Source organism: Altericista sp. CCNU0014, assembly GCF_044923475.1.
Lineage (GTDB): Bacteria > Cyanobacteriota > Cyanobacteriia > Thermosynechococcales > Thermosynechococcaceae > JAAURS01.
Genome location: NZ_CP137338.1, coordinates 3785632 through 3807266 on the forward strand (window position 1 = coordinate 3785632; position 21635 = coordinate 3807266).

Annotated in this window: 23 protein-coding genes; 10 read left to right on the plus strand and 13 right to left on the minus strand. The window is 50.6% G+C overall.

What is annotated here, in order from left to right; all coding sequences use genetic code 11:
* The first annotated feature begins 5 nt into the window (after positions 1-5).
* The 7 genes from arsS to R6H26_RS18070 all read left to right on the plus strand — a co-directional run bounded on the left by arsS (position 6) and on the right by R6H26_RS18070 (position 6196).
* The gene (gene arsS / locus R6H26_RS18040; protein ID WP_404784325.1) at positions 6-1046 is read left to right on the plus strand and encodes an arsenosugar biosynthesis radical SAM (seleno)protein ArsS; all 1041 of its coding nucleotides are present in this window, start codon (positions 6-8) and stop codon (positions 1044-1046) included.
* Positions 1047-1138: 92 nt separating this feature from the next.
* Positions 1139-1873, plus strand: a complete 735-nt coding sequence (locus R6H26_RS18045) for a TVP38/TMEM64 family protein (protein WP_404784327.1) — start codon at positions 1139-1141, stop codon at positions 1871-1873.
* Positions 1874-2140: 267 nt separating this feature from the next.
* Positions 2141-2929: a TVP38/TMEM64 family protein gene (locus R6H26_RS18050; RefSeq protein ID WP_404784328.1), complete on the plus strand. Its 789-nt coding sequence runs from the start codon at positions 2141-2143 to the stop codon at positions 2927-2929.
* Entirely contained in the window at positions 2922-4469 is a 1548-nt protein-coding gene (locus tag R6H26_RS18055; RefSeq protein WP_404784330.1) for a mercuric reductase, read from the plus strand. The genes R6H26_RS18050 and R6H26_RS18055 overlap by 8 nt, the downstream gene beginning before the upstream one ends.
* Positions 4448-4675: a hypothetical protein gene (locus R6H26_RS18060; RefSeq protein WP_404784332.1), complete on the plus strand. Its 228-nt coding sequence runs from the start codon at positions 4448-4450 to the stop codon at positions 4673-4675. The genes R6H26_RS18055 and R6H26_RS18060 overlap by 22 nt, the downstream gene beginning before the upstream one ends.
* A 122-nt stretch (positions 4676-4797) precedes the next feature.
* Complete coding sequence (locus R6H26_RS18065) at positions 4798-5463, plus strand: glutathione S-transferase family protein (RefSeq protein WP_404784334.1); 666 nt, start codon at positions 4798-4800, stop codon at positions 5461-5463.
* 88 nt (positions 5464-5551) lie between these two features.
* On the plus strand, positions 5552-6196 hold the full coding sequence (locus R6H26_RS18070; RefSeq protein ID WP_404784336.1) for a DUF924 family protein: 645 nt from the start codon (positions 5552-5554) through the stop codon (positions 6194-6196).
* Positions 6197-6341: 145 nt separating this feature from the next.
* On the opposite strand, the gene R6H26_RS18075 is transcribed toward R6H26_RS18070, so the two are convergent.
* The 5 genes from R6H26_RS18075 to psbN all read right to left on the minus strand — a co-directional run bounded on the left by R6H26_RS18075 (position 6342) and on the right by psbN (position 10653).
* Positions 6342-7628 carry a transposase gene (locus tag R6H26_RS18075; protein ID WP_404783412.1) on the minus strand — a complete coding sequence of 429 codons (1287 nt, stop codon included), beginning with the start codon at positions 7626-7628 and terminating at the stop codon, positions 6342-6344.
* A gap of 50 nt (positions 7629-7678) precedes the next feature.
* Complete coding sequence (locus R6H26_RS18080) at positions 7679-8317, minus strand: hypothetical protein (RefSeq protein WP_404784338.1); 639 nt, start codon at positions 8315-8317, stop codon at positions 7679-7681.
* A 310-nt stretch (positions 8318-8627) separates the two neighbouring features.
* A complete protein-coding gene (locus tag R6H26_RS18085) occupies positions 8628-9218 on the minus strand; it encodes a Uma2 family endonuclease (protein ID WP_404784340.1) in 591 nt (196 codons plus the stop codon).
* A gap of 36 nt (positions 9219-9254) precedes the next feature.
* The gene (gene murI, locus R6H26_RS18090; protein ID WP_404791368.1) at positions 9255-10097 is read right to left on the minus strand and encodes a glutamate racemase; all 843 of its coding nucleotides are present in this window, start codon (positions 10095-10097) and stop codon (positions 9255-9257) included.
* A gap of 415 nt (positions 10098-10512) precedes the next feature.
* The gene (gene psbN / locus R6H26_RS18095; RefSeq protein ID WP_404784342.1) at positions 10513-10653 is read right to left on the minus strand and encodes a photosystem II reaction center protein PsbN; all 141 of its coding nucleotides are present in this window, start codon (positions 10651-10653) and stop codon (positions 10513-10515) included.
* 82 nt (positions 10654-10735) lie between these two features.
* On the opposite strand from psbN, the gene psbH reads away from it, so the two are divergent.
* Positions 10736-10939, plus strand: a complete 204-nt coding sequence (gene psbH / locus R6H26_RS18100) for a photosystem II reaction center phosphoprotein PsbH (RefSeq protein WP_404784343.1) — start codon at positions 10736-10738, stop codon at positions 10937-10939.
* Positions 10940-11176: 237 nt separating this feature from the next.
* Positions 11177-11485, plus strand: coding sequence for a TatA/E family twin arginine-targeting protein translocase (locus R6H26_RS18105; RefSeq protein WP_404784345.1), 309 nt, complete (start codon positions 11177-11179; stop codon positions 11483-11485).
* A gap of 19 nt (positions 11486-11504) precedes the next feature.
* On the opposite strand, the gene R6H26_RS18110 is transcribed toward R6H26_RS18105, so the two are convergent.
* On the minus strand, positions 11505-12509 hold the full coding sequence (locus R6H26_RS18110; RefSeq protein WP_404784347.1) for a hypothetical protein: 1005 nt from the start codon (positions 12507-12509) through the stop codon (positions 11505-11507).
* 120 nt (positions 12510-12629) lie between these two features.
* Between R6H26_RS18110 and R6H26_RS18115 the strand changes: the two genes are divergently transcribed.
* Positions 12630-13085 (plus strand): hypothetical protein, encoded by a 456-nt coding sequence (locus R6H26_RS18115; protein ID WP_404784349.1) that lies wholly within the window; start codon positions 12630-12632, stop codon positions 13083-13085.
* Between the two features lie 136 nt (positions 13086-13221).
* Here the strand turns inward: R6H26_RS18115 and R6H26_RS18120 are convergent, their stop codons facing one another.
* From R6H26_RS18120 to R6H26_RS18150, 7 genes are all read right to left on the minus strand, one after another.
* Positions 13222-14598 carry a UDP-glucose dehydrogenase family protein gene (locus R6H26_RS18120; RefSeq protein WP_404784351.1) on the minus strand — a complete coding sequence of 459 codons (1377 nt, stop codon included), beginning with the start codon at positions 14596-14598 and terminating at the stop codon, positions 13222-13224.
* A 95-nt stretch (positions 14599-14693) separates the two neighbouring features.
* On the minus strand, positions 14694-15662 hold the full coding sequence (locus R6H26_RS18125) for a UDP-glucuronic acid decarboxylase family protein (RefSeq protein ID WP_404784353.1): 969 nt from the start codon (positions 15660-15662) through the stop codon (positions 14694-14696).
* A 273-nt stretch (positions 15663-15935) separates the two neighbouring features.
* On the minus strand, positions 15936-16562 hold the full coding sequence (locus R6H26_RS18130) for a thylakoid membrane photosystem I accumulation factor (RefSeq protein ID WP_404784355.1): 627 nt from the start codon (positions 16560-16562) through the stop codon (positions 15936-15938).
* Positions 16563-16786: 224 nt separating this feature from the next.
* A complete protein-coding gene (locus R6H26_RS18135) occupies positions 16787-17110 on the minus strand; it encodes a 2Fe-2S iron-sulfur cluster-binding protein (protein ID WP_404784357.1) in 324 nt (107 codons plus the stop codon).
* A gap of 101 nt (positions 17111-17211) precedes the next feature.
* On the minus strand, positions 17212-18744 hold the full coding sequence (locus R6H26_RS18140; protein ID WP_404784359.1) for a tetratricopeptide repeat protein: 1533 nt from the start codon (positions 18742-18744) through the stop codon (positions 17212-17214).
* Between the two features lie 166 nt (positions 18745-18910).
* A complete protein-coding gene (gene menD, locus R6H26_RS18145) occupies positions 18911-20743 on the minus strand; it encodes a 2-succinyl-5-enolpyruvyl-6-hydroxy-3-cyclohexene-1-carboxylic-acid synthase (RefSeq protein ID WP_404784361.1) in 1833 nt (610 codons plus the stop codon).
* Between the two features lie 340 nt (positions 20744-21083).
* Positions 21084-21614, minus strand: coding sequence for a hypothetical protein (locus tag R6H26_RS18150; protein WP_404784363.1), 531 nt, complete (start codon positions 21612-21614; stop codon positions 21084-21086).
* Positions 21615-21635: the final 21 nt, after the last annotated feature.

Below are 21635 nucleotides of genomic sequence, written 5' to 3' on the forward strand. Positions count from 1 at the left end.
TTACTATGCATAAATCGCAAACTATCGCTATCAATTTGCCAGAAAATACGGTTGTTACGCCCTTCTCAGAACGGCTCGAAGCTCCGCTCAAGAAGGCACCCATAAGCGTCCTGCAAATTAACCTGGGTAAGCGCTGTAACCTTGCCTGTACCCACTGCCACGTCGAAGCAGGGCCAAACCGGACAGAAGAACTATCGGCAGAAGTCTGCGATCGCTTAATCGCCTTAATCCGTCAATTCCCGCAGATCGAAACCGTAGATCTCACGGGCGGTGCGCCAGAGATGCTCTACGGCTTTAAGCCGATTGTGGAGGCAGCGCGTCTGGCAGGCAAACAGGTCATGGTGCGCTCCAATCTCACCATTTACTTTGAAGAGGGGTTTGGAGATATTCCAAACTATTGCGCCCAGCACCAAGTGCATATCGTCGCCTCCTTGCCCTGTTACTTAGCCGATAACGTCGATAAAATGCGCGGCCACGGCGTGTATGATGCCTCGATTCGGGCGCTGCAATGGCTGAACCGCTTGGGCTACGGACAAGATCCAAACCTAAAGTTGGATTTGGTCTACAACCCGCCCATCCCCACCCGCGATAGCTCCGCACCAGGAGTCCGCCCGTTTTCTCTCACCCCCGACCAAAACCAATTGGAGCAGGATTACCGCGTATTTCTACAAAAACACTTCGGTATTTCCTTCAGCCATTTATTGACCATTACAAACCTGCCTGTGGGCCGGACAGGACAATATTTGGAACGCCAACAGCTTTACCAACCCTACGTCCAGTTCTTAGCCGACCATTTCAATCCCCGCACCGTGGCAGGACTCATGTGCCGCAACGAGCTATCGGTGGACTATCGAGGCTATGTTTACGACTGCGACTTTAACCAGATGGCTGAAATTCCCGCCAGAATGGCAGATGGAGAGCCGTTAACCGTCGCCAAACTTCTGGCCGCAGGCACTTTAGATGTCATCGACGAGATCCAGACCGCTCCCTATTGCTATGGCTGCACCGCAGGCTGCGGCTCTAGCTGCGGCGGGGCGCTAACCTAGCAAGAGAAGTAGTATCCAAGTCCTTTGCTTCCCATCGGTCTACCGCGAACAGGTTCTCCCCCTCAACAGGTCTCATGGCGCTCATGCATCCCTTGCGTTCCCTTCTTAAACTCAGGTTTTGGCTGCTGCTGGGGCTGGCCGCTGCGGCGGCGATCGCCCTCTACGCCTTCAACCTTCAGGGGACGCTGCACGCTGGCTGGCTTTGGCTCATAGAGGTAGGGTTCTCGGATCCCCTCATGTTCATCTTCTTTTTTAATCTCGCCACCCTCCTTTGCGTGCCCGCTTCTTTACTCGCCATCAAGGCAGGGTTTGTATTTGGACTAGGGTGGGGGTCGCTCTATGTTTTAATTGCCGCCATTATTGGGGCAACTCTTGCCTTTTTGATGGGGCGTCATCTAGCCCATCAGTGGGTGTGGCGCAAGGTCGAGCATAACGTGCGGTTTTATGCGATCGCTCAGTCTGTGGCTCACGAGGGTTGGAAGATCGTGTTGCTGACGCGACTATCGCCGCTGTTTCCCTTTAACCTCACCAACTACGCCTTTGGCGTCACTCAAATTTCCCTCAGGAATTACGTTCTAGGATCTTTAGGCATCTTGCCCGGCACGGTTTTGTATACCTACATGGGTTCTCTTGCCAACGAGTTAAGCATGACCGAATTCTCCGGCGCATCCATGCCGTTAGGGATTCAGATAGCGCAATGGGGAATGCGGCTGATTGGACTGGCAGCAACGGTTGCAGTCACCCTCTATATCAATCGAGTTGCTAAAAAAGCCTTAAATCAGCGCGTGGCTGCGGTTCCGCCGCAGGGGAGTCCGCTCCAGAAGTAGCTGGCTAGGAGTGGATTTCAACCCGCGTCGGCGGGTTTTGTTCTTGTAGCCGCGATTTCAATCGCTGGGTTTTATTTAATCCACGATCCTTACTTAATTGCTATAACTTGAGGCAAAACATCCATCGCGATCTTCAGAAAAACTCTACCCGCTTTCATCTGTCATTCATATTGGCGCAGTAGGGTTAAACTCATGCTTCTGCAAAGCACGTAACCATACAACTGAAACGTCGCCCCCCTTAATTCCCGTCGTCAGCCCTACAACGCCATGCCCTACAAACACCCATTCGCGATTCATCACCATCGCCGGATCTTGCCCTTTCTGGCCTGGATCGTACTGAGCTTTGGCCTTGTGTCCATGTTGACCGACTCCCCAGCGATCGCCCAAGCCGCCGTTCCGCAAGCCGCTACCGGATTTAACCCGCAAGAACTCCTCCGTAACGCCCTGGAATGGGTGAATGGACTGGGTGCTGTGGGGGCGATCGCCTTTATTGCCCTCTATCTGCTTGCTACGGTCGCCTTTTTTCCTGGTTCAATTCTGACGTTAGGTGCTGGCGTTATCTTTGGCGTTGGACTAGGGTCGCTGTATGTCTTTATCGGCGCTACCTTGGGCGCTACTGCCGCCTTTTTAGTGGGGCGCTATTTAGCGCGAGGCTGGGTTTCTCAAAAAATTGCGGGGAATCGTAAATTCCGCGCCATCGACGAAGCCGTCGGTCGGGAAGGATTCAAAATTGTATTGCTGACCCGTCTTTCCCCCATCTTTCCCTTTAACCTGCTGAACTATGCCTACGGCGTCACAGGCGTCTCCCTCAAAGACTACGTGCTTGCCTCCATTGGCATGATACCGGGCACCATTATGTACGTTTATATCGGCTCTTTAGCAGGCAGCATTGCTACCCTGGGGACAGGCGCACAACCGACTAATCCAGGCGTGCAGTGGGCCATCCGCATCATTGGATTCATCGCCACTGTTGCGGTCACGGTTTATGTCACTCGCGTTGCCCGTAAAGCTTTAGCAGACGCCGTTCCAGACTCTGAAGGAGAAATACATGTCTAATTCAACCGTCGAACCCGTCCGCATTTTGCCGATGGATGAATACAACCAGACCCTGGTGGCCGCCGTACATCCCAACGATTGGGTCAATCCCACGCCCGCAGCAACCTACGATCTAGTCGTGATTGGGGCGGGCACTGCGGGATTAGTGGTCGCCGCCGGAGCGGCGGGGCTAGGGCTAGGGTTAAAGGTGGCGCTAATCGAGAAACACCTGATGGGCGGGGATTGTCTCAATGTCGGCTGCGTTCCTTCCAAGTGCGTTATCCGGTCGTCGCGCGTCGTAGGGGAACTCTGGGAAGCCAAATCACTAGGGATTGAGGTACCTGAGGCGATCGCGATAGATTTCCCCGCCGTGATGGCGCGGATGCGACAGGTGAGGGCGGGGATTAGCCACCACGACTCCGCCACCCGATTCCAAACGTTGGGCGTTGACGTGTTTTTAGGCAATGGACGCTTTAGCGGCAGTTCCACGATTGAAGTGGGCGGTCAGACCCTGCGGTTCAAAAAGGCCGTCATTGCCACGGGTGCGAGAGCGGTACGACCCAACCTCCCAGGTATTGAAGACGTCGGATTTTTAACCAATGAAACGGTTTTTTCTTTAACCGAACGTCCTAATCGCTTAGCAGTCATTGGCGGAGGCCCCATCGGCTGCGAGCTGGCTCAGGCATTTCGGCGCTTAGGATGCGAGGTGATATTGTTTCATCGCGGCAACCATTTGCTCAATAAAGAGGATGCCGATGCTGCCGAGATCGTGCAAAAAACCTTCATTCGCGAAGGGATTCAGCTCGTACTGGGCGCACAAATGCAGCGGGTCGAAAAGACCGATGCCGGAAAGGTTCTTTACTTCCAGGTCGAGGGCAAGCTGGAGTCGATCGCCGTCGATGAAATTCTAGCGGGTGCAGGCAGAGCGCCCAATGTGGAAGGACTGAACTTAGAGACTGTGGGAGTAGATTTCGATTCTAAAACAGGAATTAAAGTGAACGACTATCTGCAAACCTCTAACCCTAAGATCTATGCAGCGGGCGATATTTGCATGAACTGGAAGTTCACCCATGCAGCGGATGCGGCGGCCCGCATTGTCATCAAAAATACCCTGTTTTCGCCCTTTGGGTTAGGTCGCGCCAAGCTCAGCGATCTCACGATGCCGTGGGTGACGTTTACGGATCCTGAAATTGCCCATGTGGGACTTTCGGAAGCGGAGGCCCACGATCGCGGAATTGCGATCGACACCATTTTAATTCCCCTGAGTCAGGTCGATCGGGCGATCGCCGACGGAGAGTCCGCAGGGTTTTTCAAAATCCATCACGAACGGGGTTCCGATCGGATCGTAGGCGCAACGATTGTGGCGCGCCATGCTGGGGAAATGATTTCAGAAGTCACCACGGCGATCGTCGGGAAACTCGGTCTTAGCACCCTGAGCGGTGTGATTCATCCCTACCCCACCCAGGCAGATGGCATTAAAAAAGCAGCAGATGCCTATCGGCGGACGTTACTAACGCCCAGAACAAAAACGCTGCTGAAATGGCTGACGAAATTTTCTTGAATATCCATGGGAGAGGGTTCGACGCACAATCGAGAGTTATCTCTGTGGAGGGGCGATCGCCCCAGGCAAAACTGCTGGTGGGCGTTTCCAAGGAGATCGCCGCCCAGTTTGTGAAAGCGTTAGATCGCGCCGAACGAGAGCAGCCGCTCACGGTAGAGGCCGCGATGGCGATCGCCCAAAAGCATAATGTGCAAATGGTTGCCTAGAAGCCTCGCGCCAAGCCACAGCAGCATGAGACTTGACCGATCTGCTATTAGGGAGGATCGATCGCTTCTTTGACGACTTTGTCAGAAACAATCTCCGATCCAAATAATCCAGGAGTTTTACCATGGCTGAAATCGAAATTTACAGTGCAACGCTCTGTCCTTTTGCCCACAGATCCCGTTTAACCTTACTGGAAAAAGGGGTTCCCTTTAAGTTAATTGAAATCGACTTGCAAAATAAGCCTGCCAACTTTCTAGAAATTTCTCCTTACGGCAAAGTGCCTGTCCTCAAACATGGCGATCGTTGCGTGTGGGAGTCTGCCATCGTTAACGAGTATCTCAACGACGTCTTTCCGGAACCCCCGTTGCTTCCCCAAGACCCGATTCAACGCGCTCAAGCTCGGATTTGGATTAATTTTGCCGATACCCGATTGTTTGCTGCCACTGGCCAATTGTTATACGGTCGGGATTCTCAACCGCGAACGGCAATATTAAAAGAGCTGACTGAACACTTGCGATTCATGGAATATGAGGGTTTGCGAAAAATTTCCGCTCGCGGGCCTTATTGGTTGGGCGCAGAACTGAGTCTCGTCGATCTGACATTTTATCCTTGGTTTGAGCAGTTGAGCGTACTGGAACAGTTCCGAGACTTTCAAATGCCGTCCGGATTGGATCGCCTTCAGCAATGGCAGGACGTATTAGCCCAACGGGAATCCGTGCGATCGATCGCCAAGTCGCCGGAATTGTATCTGGAGCATTATGGGCGGCTGGCTTACGCAAGCAGAAATTAGGCTACCTTAAGCCGTTATTTTCCCATCGGTATATGATTACGCTGCAAACGATGGATGGAAAACTCGCACAATCAGAGGAGATTATGCGATGAAAGCGGAACAATTCGAAGACGTTTTGCAGTTCTGGTTTCCTAACCTACCCAGTACCGATCCAGCCGCGCGGGTACGGCAGTGGGAATGGTGGTTTCGCGGGGGCAGAGATGCTGAAATCATCGAGCATTTTCCGCCGTTACTTGAACGAGCAATCCGGGGGGAACTCGACGACTGGTCGCAGGAACCGCGATCGCGACTGGCTCTAATCCTTGTGCTCGACCAATTCTCGCGCACCATCTATCAGGGTACGGCTCAAGCCTTTGCTCAAGACAAGAAAGCTTGCGAACTGGCGATCGCAGGGATCGCAAACGGTCACTACGCGGCGCTAAAAACCCCGTGGGAGAAAACCTTCTTCTTCTTACCCCTGGGACATACCGAGGATCTCCAGCATCAAGACCAGGCGATCGCCCTGGCCGATGAGCTAGTGCATGAGTCGCCTCCAGAATATCGTTCTTTACTGGAATTCTCCGCTGCCCAAGTCCGCCGCCATCGACATATTATTGCCCAATTTGGGCGACACCCGCATCGCAATGAGGTTCTAGGCAGGCAATCAACCCCCGAAGAACTGGAGTATCTCGCGAGGGGTCAGCTCGTTCATAGGCACCCGTTTCCGCCTGATTTAGCACAGTTTCTTTCATGATTCAGTCGTTCGGTTCGCACTTTCAAACTGATAGGTTCTTGTCTTACAATCGTTCGTTGAGGATATGACTTACAGCCTCTTTATATCGTATAGGAATAGGAAAACTCATCCACGCTGGGAATAAAGGAAAACGTGGTTAGTGTCCCTAGTTTTTCGCCACAGATTTGAGACGGTCATGCTTGGTATGGTCACGCTGTAAGACCAAGAAGAAAATGGTCAAACAACTGTCTTCATTGGGGAACGCACCAATTTCATCGGACTTGTTCCTAAACTCTCGAAACAATCGTTCGAGCGCATTAGTGGTTCGGACGAGTGGATATAAGGATGGGTTCAAATCATAGAAATTAAAGGTCAAAACAATATCTCTCAAAAAGGAGCGGATGGCATTAGGTTCAACAGACTGCCAAGTCTCGACAAAGACCACCAATCGCTCAATGGCTTCCATCCAATCATCGGTTTTATAGATGTCATAGGCGTCAGTCTTAATCTGGGTATAGCGAAGCTTCTTTGCTTCTGGAAGGTCTAGGGTCTGACCTTGCGCATCTTGGATGGATAAATTCTCATAGCCCAGATGACGCAGCATTGCCCTGATTTTATGAGTGATGCACAGTTGATGCTGGGCCTGAGGTACCCAGGCTTTGAGCACAGCGGGCAATCCATTGGTCCCATCACTGACGACAACCTCAACCCCATCAAGCTTCAATCCACGCTCCTGTAAACCCTTGAAAAAAGACTCCCAGGCGAATTGAGATTCACTCTCGGCAATCTCATAGTGCAAGATTTCACGAGTGCCATCTGGATAAATGGCCATTGCCACTAAAACAACCCGTTCTTCGGCTTGACGCAAGGCGCGCACATGTCCAGCTTGGTCTTCAAAGGTTTCCCCGCTTGCATATTGAATTCTCACCCAAACACCATCGACAAGCAAAATGGGTACAGCAGTGGTAATTTTTGCCGTGCGCCGTTGATTCATCTGCTGTTGAGCGGCTTCTGTGATTCGGTTGATGGCATTGACCGATAATACAGCCCCGAGTAATGGATAGAGCGCTTCTTGCAAGTCTCGCAAGGACAGGCCCATGACATACAGACTTAGACAAAAGTTTAATAGACTGCCAAGGCCCCGTTGATAGCGCCCCAAGATTTGCCAGTCTCGGTCTCTGTTCCCATGGCGCAGCTTGGGTACCGACAAGGATTCGATGCGCCCGTATTCGCTATCAAGGACTCGCTTGAAGTAGCCAGACCGACGAGGTCGTTCTCCCGCAAGCTGATTGAGATGCTCTTGTAATTCTTCGCACAGAGCTGCTTCTAAGACGCTTTGCGTAACCCCCAGAACCTCTGTATTCAGTTTTTCCTGTAGGACTTCGTTCAACTCTGGATATGGATTTTGGGTTTGAACCCGCAGTATTTGGGCTTTGCGTGTGACGATATCCATTCTCTGTTGGCCTGAATCTCTTATCCTCAGACCTTTTCACGCTTTGGCCTCTATGGCGAAAAACTCAGGACACTAACAAAACGTGGCTTATATCGAATCGTAAGAATATTGGGTTTCGATAGCTCCCAATTATATGACTTTATCCTTCGCCATGAAATGAATCTGAAGTAGGTACCCATGCAGATACCATTACTTCTGAATTCGGTTTTACTCAATCCTTGAGATATCAAAACAATATACAGAGACAGCAACAAAGCAAGGTCAGCTACTTTTTTTATCACTAAACTGGCGTACTGGGGATTACTCATTGAAATTTGCTTGAAGAATGACCAAGCATTGAAGCCTACAAATATCACCCCAGCCAAACCCAGTAATACTTGAGTTACCCATAAGTCCTCATTTTTGCCAATATCAAGTAATAAGATGCCAGCTTTTTGCTTCCGAACATACCAACCCAGCGACAAGGCGACAAAGGCTATAGCACCACAAAATTGAAGCCCATAAAGACCATAATCTCCTAACAAATAATAAATCAAAAAACAAGGCAAAAAATAGATAGGAATTGACAACAAAAATAAAATAAGGAAATCGCGTATTGACCTTTTTGCGACTTCATGTCCCATCATTTCGACTGTCGATATATAAGTTATTCCTAAAATAAAAGCTAAAGAAAAGAGAAGGATGCCCAATAACTTAAAAAAAAATCATAACATCTTCCTCATCTTAAGAGATGCCTAAAAACACGACTTTAATTAATAATTCCTAAATCAGTAACATTCCTGACAATCAAAAGGAGCGTCTAAGGGACTGTTTGAGAAGTCCCATTCATCCCTGCATTTGCCTCTCAGCCCTCCTAAACTGGGAGTTCTGAATAGCTCAAAGTAGATCAAAGTCCCCCAAAATGGGGGATTTAGGGGGCGAGTGCAACGATCTTGCAACTTTTCAAACCGTCTTTAAGCCAAACCAGTCATATTCGTGACGATCTGGGGGCGATCGCTCTCAATCATCTGTAAATTGATCGATCTGCAAGATAAATCCGGGCAAAACTGATTCTCCAGATAGGAGAGTAGGAAGCGATCGCACTTCTTTCGCTTGCCCTTGGCGATAAATTTCTGTCTGTTGATCTTGGGGATTAAACAGCCAGCCAAGCTTTACGCCACTGTCCATATATTCCTGCATTTTTTCCTGAAGCATTGACAAGCTATCCGTTCGCGAACGCAATTCGATTACAAAATCCGGCGCAATCGGCGGAAACTTCTGACGTTGTTCGGGGGTGAGGGCTTGCCATCGAGAGTTTTCTACCCAAGCCACATCGGGAGAACGGTCTCCTCCGCCTGGAAGCTTAAATATTGTGGAAGAGCTGAAAACTTCACCCAGTTTGGTTTGACGATTCCAGATATTCACGTCGGTAATGAAACCTGCTTCTCGTCTGCCGCTATCGCCGCCCACAGGTGGCATAAAAATCAAAATTCCTTTGGCGCTGCGTTCGATATTGAGGTCGGGATTGGCGATACACAGTTGATAAAACTGCTCATCGCTTAAATGAACGTGATTTAGATCGACCGTGAGGGGAAATGTCAGCGCGGTCATTGACCTGGCTCCGAAAAATCAAGCGGTTTGTTTACTTTACAGAATAGCGGTACTGAGATCTGGCGTAGCTGCTTCTATGGAAATTCCTGGAAGTGCAACAGCTCGCACCTCAGGCGTAAACCCAAGGCAACCCCGCGAAGAACGGGCAAACTGCTCGGGGCTACCGCTGACAAAAAAGCGGGTTGAGGGATGGCGTTTGCCACTTTTAAGGTTGAGCAGCTCCAATTCCTGAGTTGCCGCTGCCGCCATGTGCACAGCCGGATCCACCAGGGTAATGCGGTTTGGCAACAGGTCCTGAATGACTTGAGAGAGATGGGGGTAGTGCGTGCAACCATAAACCAGCGTGTCGATACCAGCCTCCACGAGGGGTTGGAGGCGATTCCACACAATGCTGGGTGTCTTGGGGTCGGCAACTCGATTGGCTTCAATCAGCGGCACGAATTCGGGACAGGCAACCTGAAAAACCTCTACCTCAGGATCGATCTCTAAAATCGCTTTGCGATAGCAGTCGCTGCCGACCGTCGCGGGGGTTGCAATGACCCCAATACGTCGGCCTTGCTTCACCGCTGCTTTTGCGCCAGGTAAAATGACACCCAAAATTGGAATGCTAAATTCGTTGCGCACTACATCTAATGCCACAGCAGAACTCGTGTTGCAGGCCATAATTGCCATTTTGACAGGCTGCTGGACCAGCCAATCTAAAATCTGACGCCCCAAACTTTGGATTTCGTGAGGGGGGCGATCGCCGTAAGGGACGTGGGCCGTATCGCCAAAATATAGAAAAGACTCCTGGGGTAGCTTCTGCTGAAGTGCCTTCAAGACCGTCAAACCGCCCACACCGCTATCAAAAACGCCAATCGGTAAATTCTGAGACGAGATAAAAGATGACTGACCGGGTGCGTATCCCGGCCCAACTCCACGATCGCGGCGACTCAGCACAGCTTCAGATTCCTTACACACTCACACTGAGTACGTATTATTACTGATAACTTCTAAAATGTCCCTATTTCATCGGTGAAATTTTAGATTTTGCCGATCTACTCTGCAAATGCATCGTTTTTTAAGACATTTTTGGGCGCCTGAGCTACAGCAAAAGACGGCCCTTAGGTCAATTAAGGGCCATTTATCCTCAGGAGCGATCGCGCAAAAGCAGCACCAGATAAAACGCCGCCTTCAAGGACCTTTCAAGGAGATGGACGCGCGGCGAACTGGCACTGAAGAGCACTATAGGAGCGCAAAAATCTAACCCCCCACAGAATATAGACAGGAGGTCTTTTTCACAGCGGAGATGGGCCTAATCTTCGTGATCTTCGTATGGATCGTCTAGCTGGGTTGCAGGCGGACCAAAAGCGGTGTAAACTGCAGCGCCAGTGATGACCACAAAAACTAGACCGAGGCTAATGCTAAGAACTGTTGCGGGGTCAGATAGAGACATAATTTTGAAATGACGCTTCCCTATATAATATTACGGAAAGTTAAAAAACTTCTGTTGTTGCTCAGTATTAAACAGGTGACGTATGGCAAAGCAGACCTGGCTTGGTAATGTCCTCAGGCCCTTAAATTCAGAATACGGTAAAGTCGTGCCAGGCTGGGGGACTACCCCGGTCATGGCCGTTTTTATGGCATTATTCTTAGTTTTCTTGCTCATTATTCTGCAAATCTTCAACTCCGAGCTAATTTTGGATGGCGTTGACGTCGATTGGGCACGCCTCACCAGCTAAAGCATCCGCTGACTTTGGGCTGCATGTATCTTTCATTCCATTCAAAAAACTTAAGTTGAATTCAGGCCTGGATTTTTCCAGGCTTTTTTGCGTTCGCGCTGCCGCTCCTCAACGGGAGGGGCATCTTACGGCAAGATAGGAGAATAAAGCCGAGCAGTACGGATGGCGTCGAACGAGGTTCTTCGGCCCCCTGTATTGCATTACAACGACTGCTACAGCAACCCATGAGGAAAGCCGATGAATATTTTTGGGATTGGTTTGCCTGAAATGGCCGTCATTATGGTCATCGCGCTTTTGGTGTTTGGCCCCAAAAAGCTACCGGAGATCGGTCGGAGCTTGGGGAAAGCGCTCAAAAGCTTTCAGGATGCGTCTAAGGAATTCGAATCCGAGCTCAAGCGGGGCGCGGCGGAATTAGAAAGAGCCGAAGATAAGCCTATGGAAGCCCGCTTAGAGCCGTCTGAGCCAGCCCAACTGGTTCAAGTAGCAGAGATTACAGAAGAGATTACAGCGCCAGCGGAATCGTCCGCGCCTTCCAATCCGGGTTAGAGATGGAGCTAGGCATAAGCTATTGGGGATTGGGCCACAGTTCGGCGGCCCGGTAGGCGGCGGGTGGAAGTCGGTATCGACCTAGCGTTCTTTCTAGAGGGGGTAGGGTCTGCATCCAGAGCAGGGTGGGCGGGGCGTCCGCATCTTCAACGACCGTTAGGTGCGATCGCCATCTCCCCAATTCCGGCAGCGGCAGTTCCAATACAGGCTGCTGCTTGAGGCTAAAGCGATCGCTGGGTGGGGGTAACGCAACATTCGCCAAGGGTCGTCGGACTTCATAGCGAAAGATAGCGGGGTTCCAAATCTGCGTTAGGGTGTCAGCCGCCACGAAGCGGTAGGGAACTTCATCACCCGTCCCGGCTTTTTCAAAAAATAGTCCCCGATCTACGATCGAAACAACGTGGTCGAGATATTCCCGCTGACCGTGGCGGTGGGACAGTAACAAAATATCGCCAGGTTGTTGGTCGTTGGCTGGAGTTGAAATCGCCCGCAGAGTTTCTAACATGGGCTGTGCGGCAGTGGCAAATAAAACAGGGGACTCCACGCTGGGCCGACGGGCTAACCTCAGCACCTCGTAGACGGTACCCCAGCAGTTCGTTGCGAGCTGAATTTTGGGCGAGGACGATCGTCGCGCGTCGAGCATTCGCGCTTGGGCGTAAAACCGATGTCGATCGAGGGCCTGAAGGGTGGGCGGCATAAAGTCCAGCAGCTCGTAGTTTTGCTGAGGGTTGTAAGGCGCTAGCAGTTTTGCATTGTGCCAAGCAGCATAAGTCTGGGTCAGAATCTGCCACTGCGATCGGGATAACCGCCCAAACTGAAACCCCAGAGAATTTCGCCAAAAAGGTAGCTTAGCCGTCTCATCCACCCAGCGAACGCACCGATAGGGGATTTGCTCTATTCTGGGAAGTCGAACAGAACAATTTTCAGTCCGGCTTGCTAAAATTTTGCGAAACGCTCCCTTTGCAGGTTCCGCGTCTAAAATCAGGAAGATAAGGAAGCCTAAAAAAATAATAGATTTATTCATTTTCCCTAACCCCACGCGGCAAAGCTGCCCGTATTACCATTAAACTTAACGATGTAAGTTGCCATCGTCCAAAGGCTGTCCACCAAAATAGCTTTTTTCAGAACTTAAGTTGCTTTGATTATGGATATCGCACGGTATTTAGCCAGTTACAAGAAACTGAACGTTGGAAGCCCGGAATACAACGACTTCATGAACAAGCTAGAAAAATTAGGAATAGTTGGAATCCCGCTGCCCACACAAAAAATGCCAAGGTTTACACCGAAATACTACACCGCTCAGTTTGTGGAAGAGAGACAAGAAGAGCTAGGGGAAGATGTTCTCAAAGCGTACTTGGCGATCGCAATTCAGACTTTAATTCTAAAGCGTAAAGTCGAAACACCTCAGTTTGAGGCGATCGAGGGGTCGATCGTGGATGAATATCTCAGAACGTTGGAAAGCGAATTTGAGCCGATCGACGATAAAACATTAAACAAGCTCTACGTCGAACTCACTCGAAAACCTAGAAAGCAGACTGAAGACACTGAAGACAAAGAAGAAAGCCTCGATACTCCACCTTCTCCAACTAAGGGGAAATGAAGTTCGCCGCTCTTTTAAAAAGTAAAAAGCCCCTCGCCCCAGACGCTAACGATCCATTCCGCGTAAAAGAGGCCTGCAAGATAACTTACAGGCCCCCATCGCTCGGCACTTTAAGGATCGGGGTTGCTAGGTTTGGCTAGCGACCGATCCCCACATACTGGAATCCAGCTTGCTGCAACTTGGCTTTATCTAGAAAATTCCGCGCGTCGACGATCACGGGGTTTTCCATGCGCTGTGCCATCATGCCATAGTCAAGGGATAGGAACTGCGCCCATTCAGTGACCAAAACCAACGCGTCGCACCCATCGGCCAGATGACCTGCATCCATTTCAACAATCAGATTGGACAGACCTTGGCCGACACCATTTTGAGCGACCAGCGGATCGTAAGCTTTAACCCGCGCGCCCAGTCTGGTGAGTTGTTCGACGAGGGTCAGCGCGGGGGCATCGCGCATGTCGTCTGTATCCGGTTTGAAGGTCAAACCGAGCAGCCCGACGGTTTTACCTTTGAGTACCTTCAACGCGTTCTGAAGCTTTTCAAGGACGATCGTGCGCTGATGCTCGTTGACGCTGACCGCTGCTTTGAGTAACTCAGCGGTATATCCATAGTCAGAGGCAGTATGAATCAACGCCGAAACATCCTTGGGAAAGCAAGATCCGCCCCACCCAATCCCAGCATTGAGAAACTTAGTCCCGATGCGCGAATCTAAGCCAATGCCCTTCGCAACTTCGACCACATTGGCTCCAACGCGATCGCAGATATTTGCAACTTCATTAATGAAGCTAATTTTAGTCGCCAAAAACGCATTTGAAGCGTACTTCACCATCTCAGCCGAGCTCAGATCCGTCACCACGACTGGGACCAACGGCAACGATTGGTTTTCTGCATGCTTGCGCTGGACGATCGGGGCATAGAGCGACTGCATTTGCTCGATGGCCTTAGAGGAGTTGCTGCCCAACACAATTCGGTCCGGGTTGAACGTATCGTAAACGGCTGAACCCTCGCGCAAAAATTCAGGGTTGCTCACAACATCAAATTGAGCTTCAACAGCCGCCATCGCATCGGACTGTTCGGCAGCGATTTTCTTCCGATCGGCAAAGCCATCTAAGATGAGCATTCGCACCCAGTCTCCCGAGCCGATCGGAACGGTTGACTTGTTGACAATCACCTTATATCCAGAATTTAGGTGACTGCCAATGCCGCGGGCAACTGCCTCTACATAACGGGTATCGCTTTCCCCATTAGGGAGTGCGGGGGTGCCTACCGCAATGAATAAAATCTCGCCGTGGGCGACACCTGCTGCTAAATCCGTTGTAAATTCAATCGTCTGATTTTGAATGGCCGTTTGTAAAATTTCAGGCAGTCCTGGCTCGTAAATAGGGGATTGCCCTTGCTGCATCAGCCGAACCTTTTCTTCGTTGTTGTCTACACAGATGACGGAGTGACCGATATGGGCCAAGCAGGCACCCGTCACCAACCCGACATACCCCGTTCCAATGACGCATACTTTCATATCTTTAAACCCTTAAAATTGCAGCAGAGTAAAATCCGGTTTGAGCGAGGCAGAGTAAATACAGAAACGAACAAACCCTCAGATCGAGCTCGTTTCTATACTTCCACCAAAGGAACAGAGGATGGGAGTTTAGTCTGCGATTCAATGCGGTTTCGAAAGTCCTCAATCGTTCGCTGCAAACCATCCGTCAACGAAATGGTGGGTTGCCAACCTAGCTTTTGCTTCGCGCAGGTAATATCGGGCTGGCGGCGACGGGGATCGTCTTGGGGCAATGGCTTAAACTGAACCTCTTCGCCGGAGCGAATCATAGACTGAATTTTCTGGGCTAGCTCCAACACCGTATATTCTTCAGGGTTACCGAGGTTGACGGGGCCGATATAGTCGCCATTCATCAGCCGAATCAAACCCTCAACCAAATCGGATACGTAGCAGAAGCTGCGGGTTTGCGATCCGTCTCCATAGACCGTGACCGGATCGCCCTTGAGAGCTTGGACCACAAAATTGCTGACGACACGACCGTCCTCTTCGAGCATGCGAGGGCCGTATGTATTAAAAATTCTGGCAACGCGAATATCGACATGATTTTGACGGTGATAGTCAAAGGCTAAGGTCTCAGCCACGCGTTTACCTTCGTCGTAACAGCTTCGCGGACCGATCGGGTTAACATTTCCTCTATAGTCTTCAGATTGAGGATGAACCTCTGGATCTCCATAGACTTCAGAGGTAGAAGAGAGCAAGAATCTAGCTTTTACTCGTTTCGCCAATCCCAACATATTCATGGTTCCCATCACGTTCGTCTTGATGGTTTTTACTGGATTGTGCTGGTAATGGACTGGAGAGGCAGGGCAGGCTAAATGGTAAATCTGATCTACTTCGAGGCGGATAGGCTCCGTCACATCGTGGCGAATTAGCTCGAATTTTGGCGAATTAAACCAGCGAAGCAAATTATCCTTTCGACCTGTAAAAAAATTGTCTAAGCAAATGACTTCATGATCTAATTCCATCAGTCGATCGATGAGGTGCGATCCAATAAATCCAGCTCCGCCTGTAACTAAGATTCTCATTTCTAATAATTGGTAATGCTTTCTAGAGGATAGTCATTTAGCCTAAACTGAGTACGTGCGCTCTAAAAAGGTGCCAAAGATAATGAATCTAGGGCACTGTACTTTTCAAGCATTGCAGCACTAAGGTTCATAAATCTAATATGTTGTTCTAAGCTTGCCTTCTGCAACCCTAATGTGTCAAGTAAGGTTCGATGTAAAGCAGAACCTTTGATTCGCAGAGGCTTTCAGGCTCTAGTCTTTTCCTGTGGGGGTAGATTTTACGGCAGTCAAGGCTTACTTGACCAGTTCTGCATTGACTTCATTAAGGGGGCGACGTTTGAGTTCGACTGATTCCGTGCGAGGCAATAAATCGAACAATTCCCTAAGGGTATCGTCAAATTCATCGAACGTTCCTTTGCCCACGACCTCTAAAACTTTTTTGCCGGAGGCGTCGAACAAAAGGGTCTGTGGAACTTTGTTTTTGTAGTAGAAGCCAGGTTCTTGCGGGGTGTAGCTTGCCTGCATGGGAATAGAATCGACATTGACGGGAATGAAGTCAATGACTCGCCCGTAATAAGCTTGCAGTTCGGAAATCACGTTGGAGAATTGCTTGCAGTCTCGACTATCTTCAATATAAAACGTCAGTAGCGTGGGTCTCTCGTCGCTGAAAGACTGAGCGAGCGTGACGCGAGGGGGGATGAGCGAGCCGTTGCCTGCGTACAGCGCAAAAATATTGCCGTCAAAGCGATCGTCTTGCAAGCTGGCTCGTGCAATGTCGGGACATCCTACGCTTAGGGCAATCCAAATCAATCCAGTGACGACGATTAATGCCGGCCTAAAGCAGACTTTAGGTAGCCCGTGTCGTACTTTGCCTGAGTGATGTCTCAATTTTGAAAAATAGCGTTGAAAATAAATCGCCATAGGAGGTTTAGTAAAACAAAAAAAGGCTCTAAAGCAATGAAAGTGAGTTGAAACTCGCCGTCTGTTCGCGCTACGCTTCAAATCATCTCTAAAGGAGTCCGAGCGTGCGTTGAAGCCATATTATTTTATCAAAGATGCTTTGCATCCTAATGTTTGCAGTGACGTAGTTTGGCAGCTCAGTTCTAGAATAGCGAGTGCGATCGCCCAAAACACCTGAAAAAATGTCAGATATTCTGGTCTAACAATACGTCTTCCTGGTGGGTCAAGATGACGCAATTTGAGCGCGGACAAGACTGGCAGGTCAAAATAAATCCTGCTGCAATTTCTGCTGGTTTTAGAAAGACGCTCTTTTGTTCTACTTCGCCCTCGAGCAAACGACTCACGCAGGTAATGCATTTGCCTGCGTTGCAGGAAGCGGGTAGCGTTACACCTTGATCCTCTGCCGATTCCAAGATGTATTCATCGCTTCCAACCTGAATCGTGGTGCGGATCGCTCGGTCTGGATTGACCAGCGTAATACTATAAACCAGATCGTCAGCGTAAGCCATTCCTGCGCTCGTTTTTGCCGTAGACCGCCATTAACGGTTTTTTCTATCTATATTCTAAGGATTCCCTGCATATAGATTGAAATCAACTTGGCGGATCGGTCTCAAGGGTTTCTTTTAACCTCACTTTTAACCTCAGGCGTCGGACTGGAGGCTTGCAGCCGCTCGATTTCTTGCTGCAATCGGCTGTAGTCTTGGCTATTGCCTTGTTGCTGATAGAGTTCGGCTGCTTTGCGGTAGTCGGCGAGCGCTGCCTCTGCGTTTCCTTGGGCGGAATGGAGTAAAGCGCGATTGTTGTAAGCGACGCTGTGATTGGGATCTAGCTCTAAAGCGCGGCTGTAGTCGGCTAAAGCCTCTTTTTGTTCGGTGGAGCCGCGCAGGTTAGCGCGGTTGACATAGGCTCCGGTCATTTTTGGATCGAGGGCGATGGCTTGGGTATAGTCAGCGATCGCGGCCATATTATCTCCCTTAGCGCTCTGAGCAACGCCCCGTGCGAAGTAAGCCGATGCATTTTTAGGGCTGAGCTTAATGGCTTGGGTATAGTCGGCGATCGCCTCGGGGTAGGCTTTTTGGGAAGAGTAAAAAATGCCTCGATTGAGATAGGCGCTCGTGAAGCCTGCATTGAGCTGGATGGCTTGGGTTAGGTCGGCGATCGCCGCTGTCACATTGCCCGTTTTACCTTGAATGAGGCCGCGTCGATAGAACGCTTCGGCAAGTTTGGGTTCGAGCTGGATGGCCCGCGTAAAATCTGTAAGGGCTTCGGCGTCTCGGCCTTGGGCTGCCGTTGCGATCCCGCGCCCTACGTAGGCGGCGGCAGTGGGTTTGAGGGCAATGGCCTTGGCAAAATCTTGCTGGGCAGCAGCGTAGTTGCCCTGGCTGGCGTAAATTTGCCCGCGCGTTTGATAGGCATCGCCGAACTTCGGATCCAATTGCACGAGACGGTTGAGGTCAGCAAGGGCTTCTGGATAGCGGCTTTGGGCAGCATAGATATTGCCGCGTCGGAGATAGGCTTCTTTGGAGGTCGAATCGAGAGCGATGGCTTGGGTGTAGTCGGCGATCGCGCTTTGAAAGTTGCCGAGGCCAACTTGAGCGTTGCCGCGATTGACAAACGGAATGGCATACTGAGCGTCTTTTTTGACAGCTACGTCGTAAATAGCGAGCGCTCCCCTATAGTCGCGTTTCAAATATTTAGTATTGGCCCCATCCATCAGGACGTTGGCTTCGCGACGCGCAACCCAGTTCACCTTATCGGTGCCTTTGGCGCTGCTTGCGGGCGTCGGCTGTTTGGGTGACGAGGTTGCAGCTTTATCAGCAGAAGGCTTGGTTTTTGCTGTTTTGGGCTGTACTGAGGCATCCTCTTTTTTCTTTGGCTCGGGCTGCGCTGTTTTGACGGAGGGGACGTCCTTTTTGGGTTTCGGAGCGGGTTGTGCTGTTTTGGCTGGCGGTGCGTTCGTTGTTCGAGCAGGGGGTATCGCGCCAGGGACTTCCGGTGCGGGTAAGTACTCAATCTCAGGCGGGGGCAAGGGATCGAGCTGAGCCGAGCTAGGTAAACCAGCTACGCCTCCTAGGGTTACAGCCCAAACGACCGGGTGGAGTGCCCCGACAGCGCATCGCCGAATCAATTGATTTGCGTTCATACGGTTAATTCACACAAAACGTCGAACTTTCTCGAGAGCGTAGATGAATCCATACGTGCCTTTTGCCCTAACACCATATTTAGGGCACCTCCTTAGACTGTCAAGGGTTAGGTAACGCCTTCGTTGCTATTTTTGAGGCTTACGACTTTATCAACTGTTTACTGGGTTATCCATTAGCCGCGTTATTGGTTTCAGAAACGATGTCATAGAAGGATTCCACGGAAAGCCGATGGAGTGTTTCTCTGCGCCACTCGGCATCTAGAGCGCGATCGCAGCCTATTTCCAACACCCTAATCCCTTCCGCTGGCAATGGATTGAGTAAGGTTTCTAGCGCCTCCCAGGATTGAATTTGGATATGCTCTACGCCGTAAGCCGCGCAGAGTTCGGCAAAATCTGCCTGTTGCGGGGTGGCAAAAAAGGTTTCGAAGGGTGGCTCAAATTGGGCAATGGGGAGCATTCCAAAAATGCCGCCCCCGGCATTATTGATTAACACGACGGTCAAATGACCTTGCCAATGGGGCCGAATCAAAAAACCGTTGGTGTCGTGGAGCAGGGATAAATCTCCAGTCAGTAGGACGCTGCTTCGATGGCGATGGACCATGCCTAGGGCACTGGACAGGGTTCCGTCAATGCCGTTGGCACCGCGATTGAAATAGGGCTGCACGTTTAAGTTTCCTGGCTGCCAAAATAGCTCTACATCCCGCACGGGCATGCTGTTGGCGATAAAGAGGGGGGTTCCAAGGGGAAGGGTTTGGGAGAGGAGCCAGGCAACTTTACTTTCGCGGAGGGGTTGGGTGGCGCTTAGGGTGCGGTGGAGGGATTTCTGAAGGCGGGTTTCGAGGTCGAGCCAGGATTTTAGGTAGGGAGATGGGGACGATGGGGAAGGAGTGGGGGCGATCGCCTCCAACGTAACGCGATCGCCGCTTTGCTTCAAGCATTCTGCGATCGCTTCGATGGAGGTTCTGAGGTGAACGCTATGGCTGTGGAGCGGATCTACATTTCGGTCGGAGGGTTCGACGATCCACTGGGGGATGGGCAAGGTTTGGAGCCATTGGCGCAGGGTTTTGCTGGTGGGCAACTCCCCGATGCGGATAATCTGGGCGGGCTGAAGCTGGGCGGTTACGTCGGGATTGCGGAGGGCGATGTCGTAGGTTGAGATTAAATGGGGGTTCAGGGCTACATGGTTGCGGAGGGGAGACAGTCCTTCGGCGAGGACGGGCCACCCTAGGGTTTGGGAGAGTTGGGCGATCGCCTTACAGTAGACGACGGCATCGTGGGGGATGGCTGGTCCTGCAACGATTAGGCCGCGATCGCAGGACAACCAGGTCTGAAGTGGCAGAGCGTCAGGGGGGAGTTGAGCGTTGCCAACGGTCAGGGAACGCGGCTTCACCATTTGGAAAAACTGCGCTTCGTCGAACTGTCGGGCAATGGGGTCTAAGGTCGGATCTGGAATCGGTTCTAGGGGTTCTCGCAGCGGAATGTTGAGGTGGACGGGACCGGGGACGGGGAATTGCGATCGTTCCCAAGCCTGAACGATCGTCTGCCGCAGATAGGCTAGCAGGGGCGGATTCGTTTCAGGAAGCGCCAGCTCCGTATACCAGTTGGGGTAGGTGCCATAGAGATGAATCTGGTCGATCGCTTGCCCCGCATGGCAATGGCGCAGTTCTGGCGGGCGATCGGCGGTCAAAAGGAGCAGCGGCACGTGACTTTCCTGGGCCTCGATTACCGCTGGGTAGAAGTTCGCGCCAGCGGTACCGGAGGTGCAAATTAAGGCCACGGGGATGCTCGAACGACGGGCTAAGCCTAGGGCAAAGAAGGCCGCCGATCGCTCGTCTAGAATCGGGATGGATTCGATGTGCGGGTGTTGGGCAAAGGCGACGGCTAGGGATGCGGAGCGGGAGCCAGGGCAAATAATAGCGGTCTGCAAACCCAGTCGATGTAGGGTTTCAGCTAAGATTGAGGCCCATAGCGTGTTGGTGTTGCGAAAGTCCAAAGGCATGGGATTGAGTTTTTGGTTCGCAGTTAGAAGGGGAAGAGATGGAGGTGGCCAGACTGTTGAGAAGCTGTTTTAAAAGCCTCGTTCATCCCTGCATTAGCCCCCCCGACCCCCCAATTCTGGGGGGAGAAATCCGAAGTACAGGGCCAGTTCCCCCCAGAATTGGGGGGATAGGGGGGCCAGTGTAATGTCTATGAAACTTTTCAAATCGTCTCTGAGCTAGGTCTAGATTTATACTCATTCCTCAAATTTTTATTACACATGATCCTCTATATCCCTCTCTTCTAACGACCTAGAGTTGAGCTAATACACACTGGGTGTATATCAGAAACAGTCTCATTTTTTATTCCGACCCAATGACTGGGTATGAATCTTTGTCAGGGTCGAATTCTCCTATCAGCTCTTTCAAAGGGCCAAAGGTTTGGGGCGGACTTGTAGGGGCATCAGGCTCTAAACCTACAAGTGTCCAGCAATCAGAAAGTCCGTCTTCAAAGCAATGACCTCCCTCTAGAATAGACATCAACCATTCAAGCAGACCAATTTGGAATTCTCGAATTACTGTAGTGATGTCGGCAGGATTTACTCCTGATGCTTTTATATTTTTCAAAGCTCCTAAAAACTCTGGCATTTCTGGCATAAATCTTAGAGCATATAAATCATCACGACCAGTCCGATTTTCTAGATCCTCAATTGACTCATCAATCCAAGAAATATCTGATTTACGAAGAATAGGCTTCCATGCTTCTCGCAAAAATATTGCTTTAGCTAAAACTGCAAGATCGTAATTATCTGCATCTTCAACCCATTCGTGAGGATTAGGAATCCTCGCTTCGTCTAGAATTTTTCTGAGGATTTGTTCGTCTTCAGGCTTCATAACGTTAAATTTAGATATTTC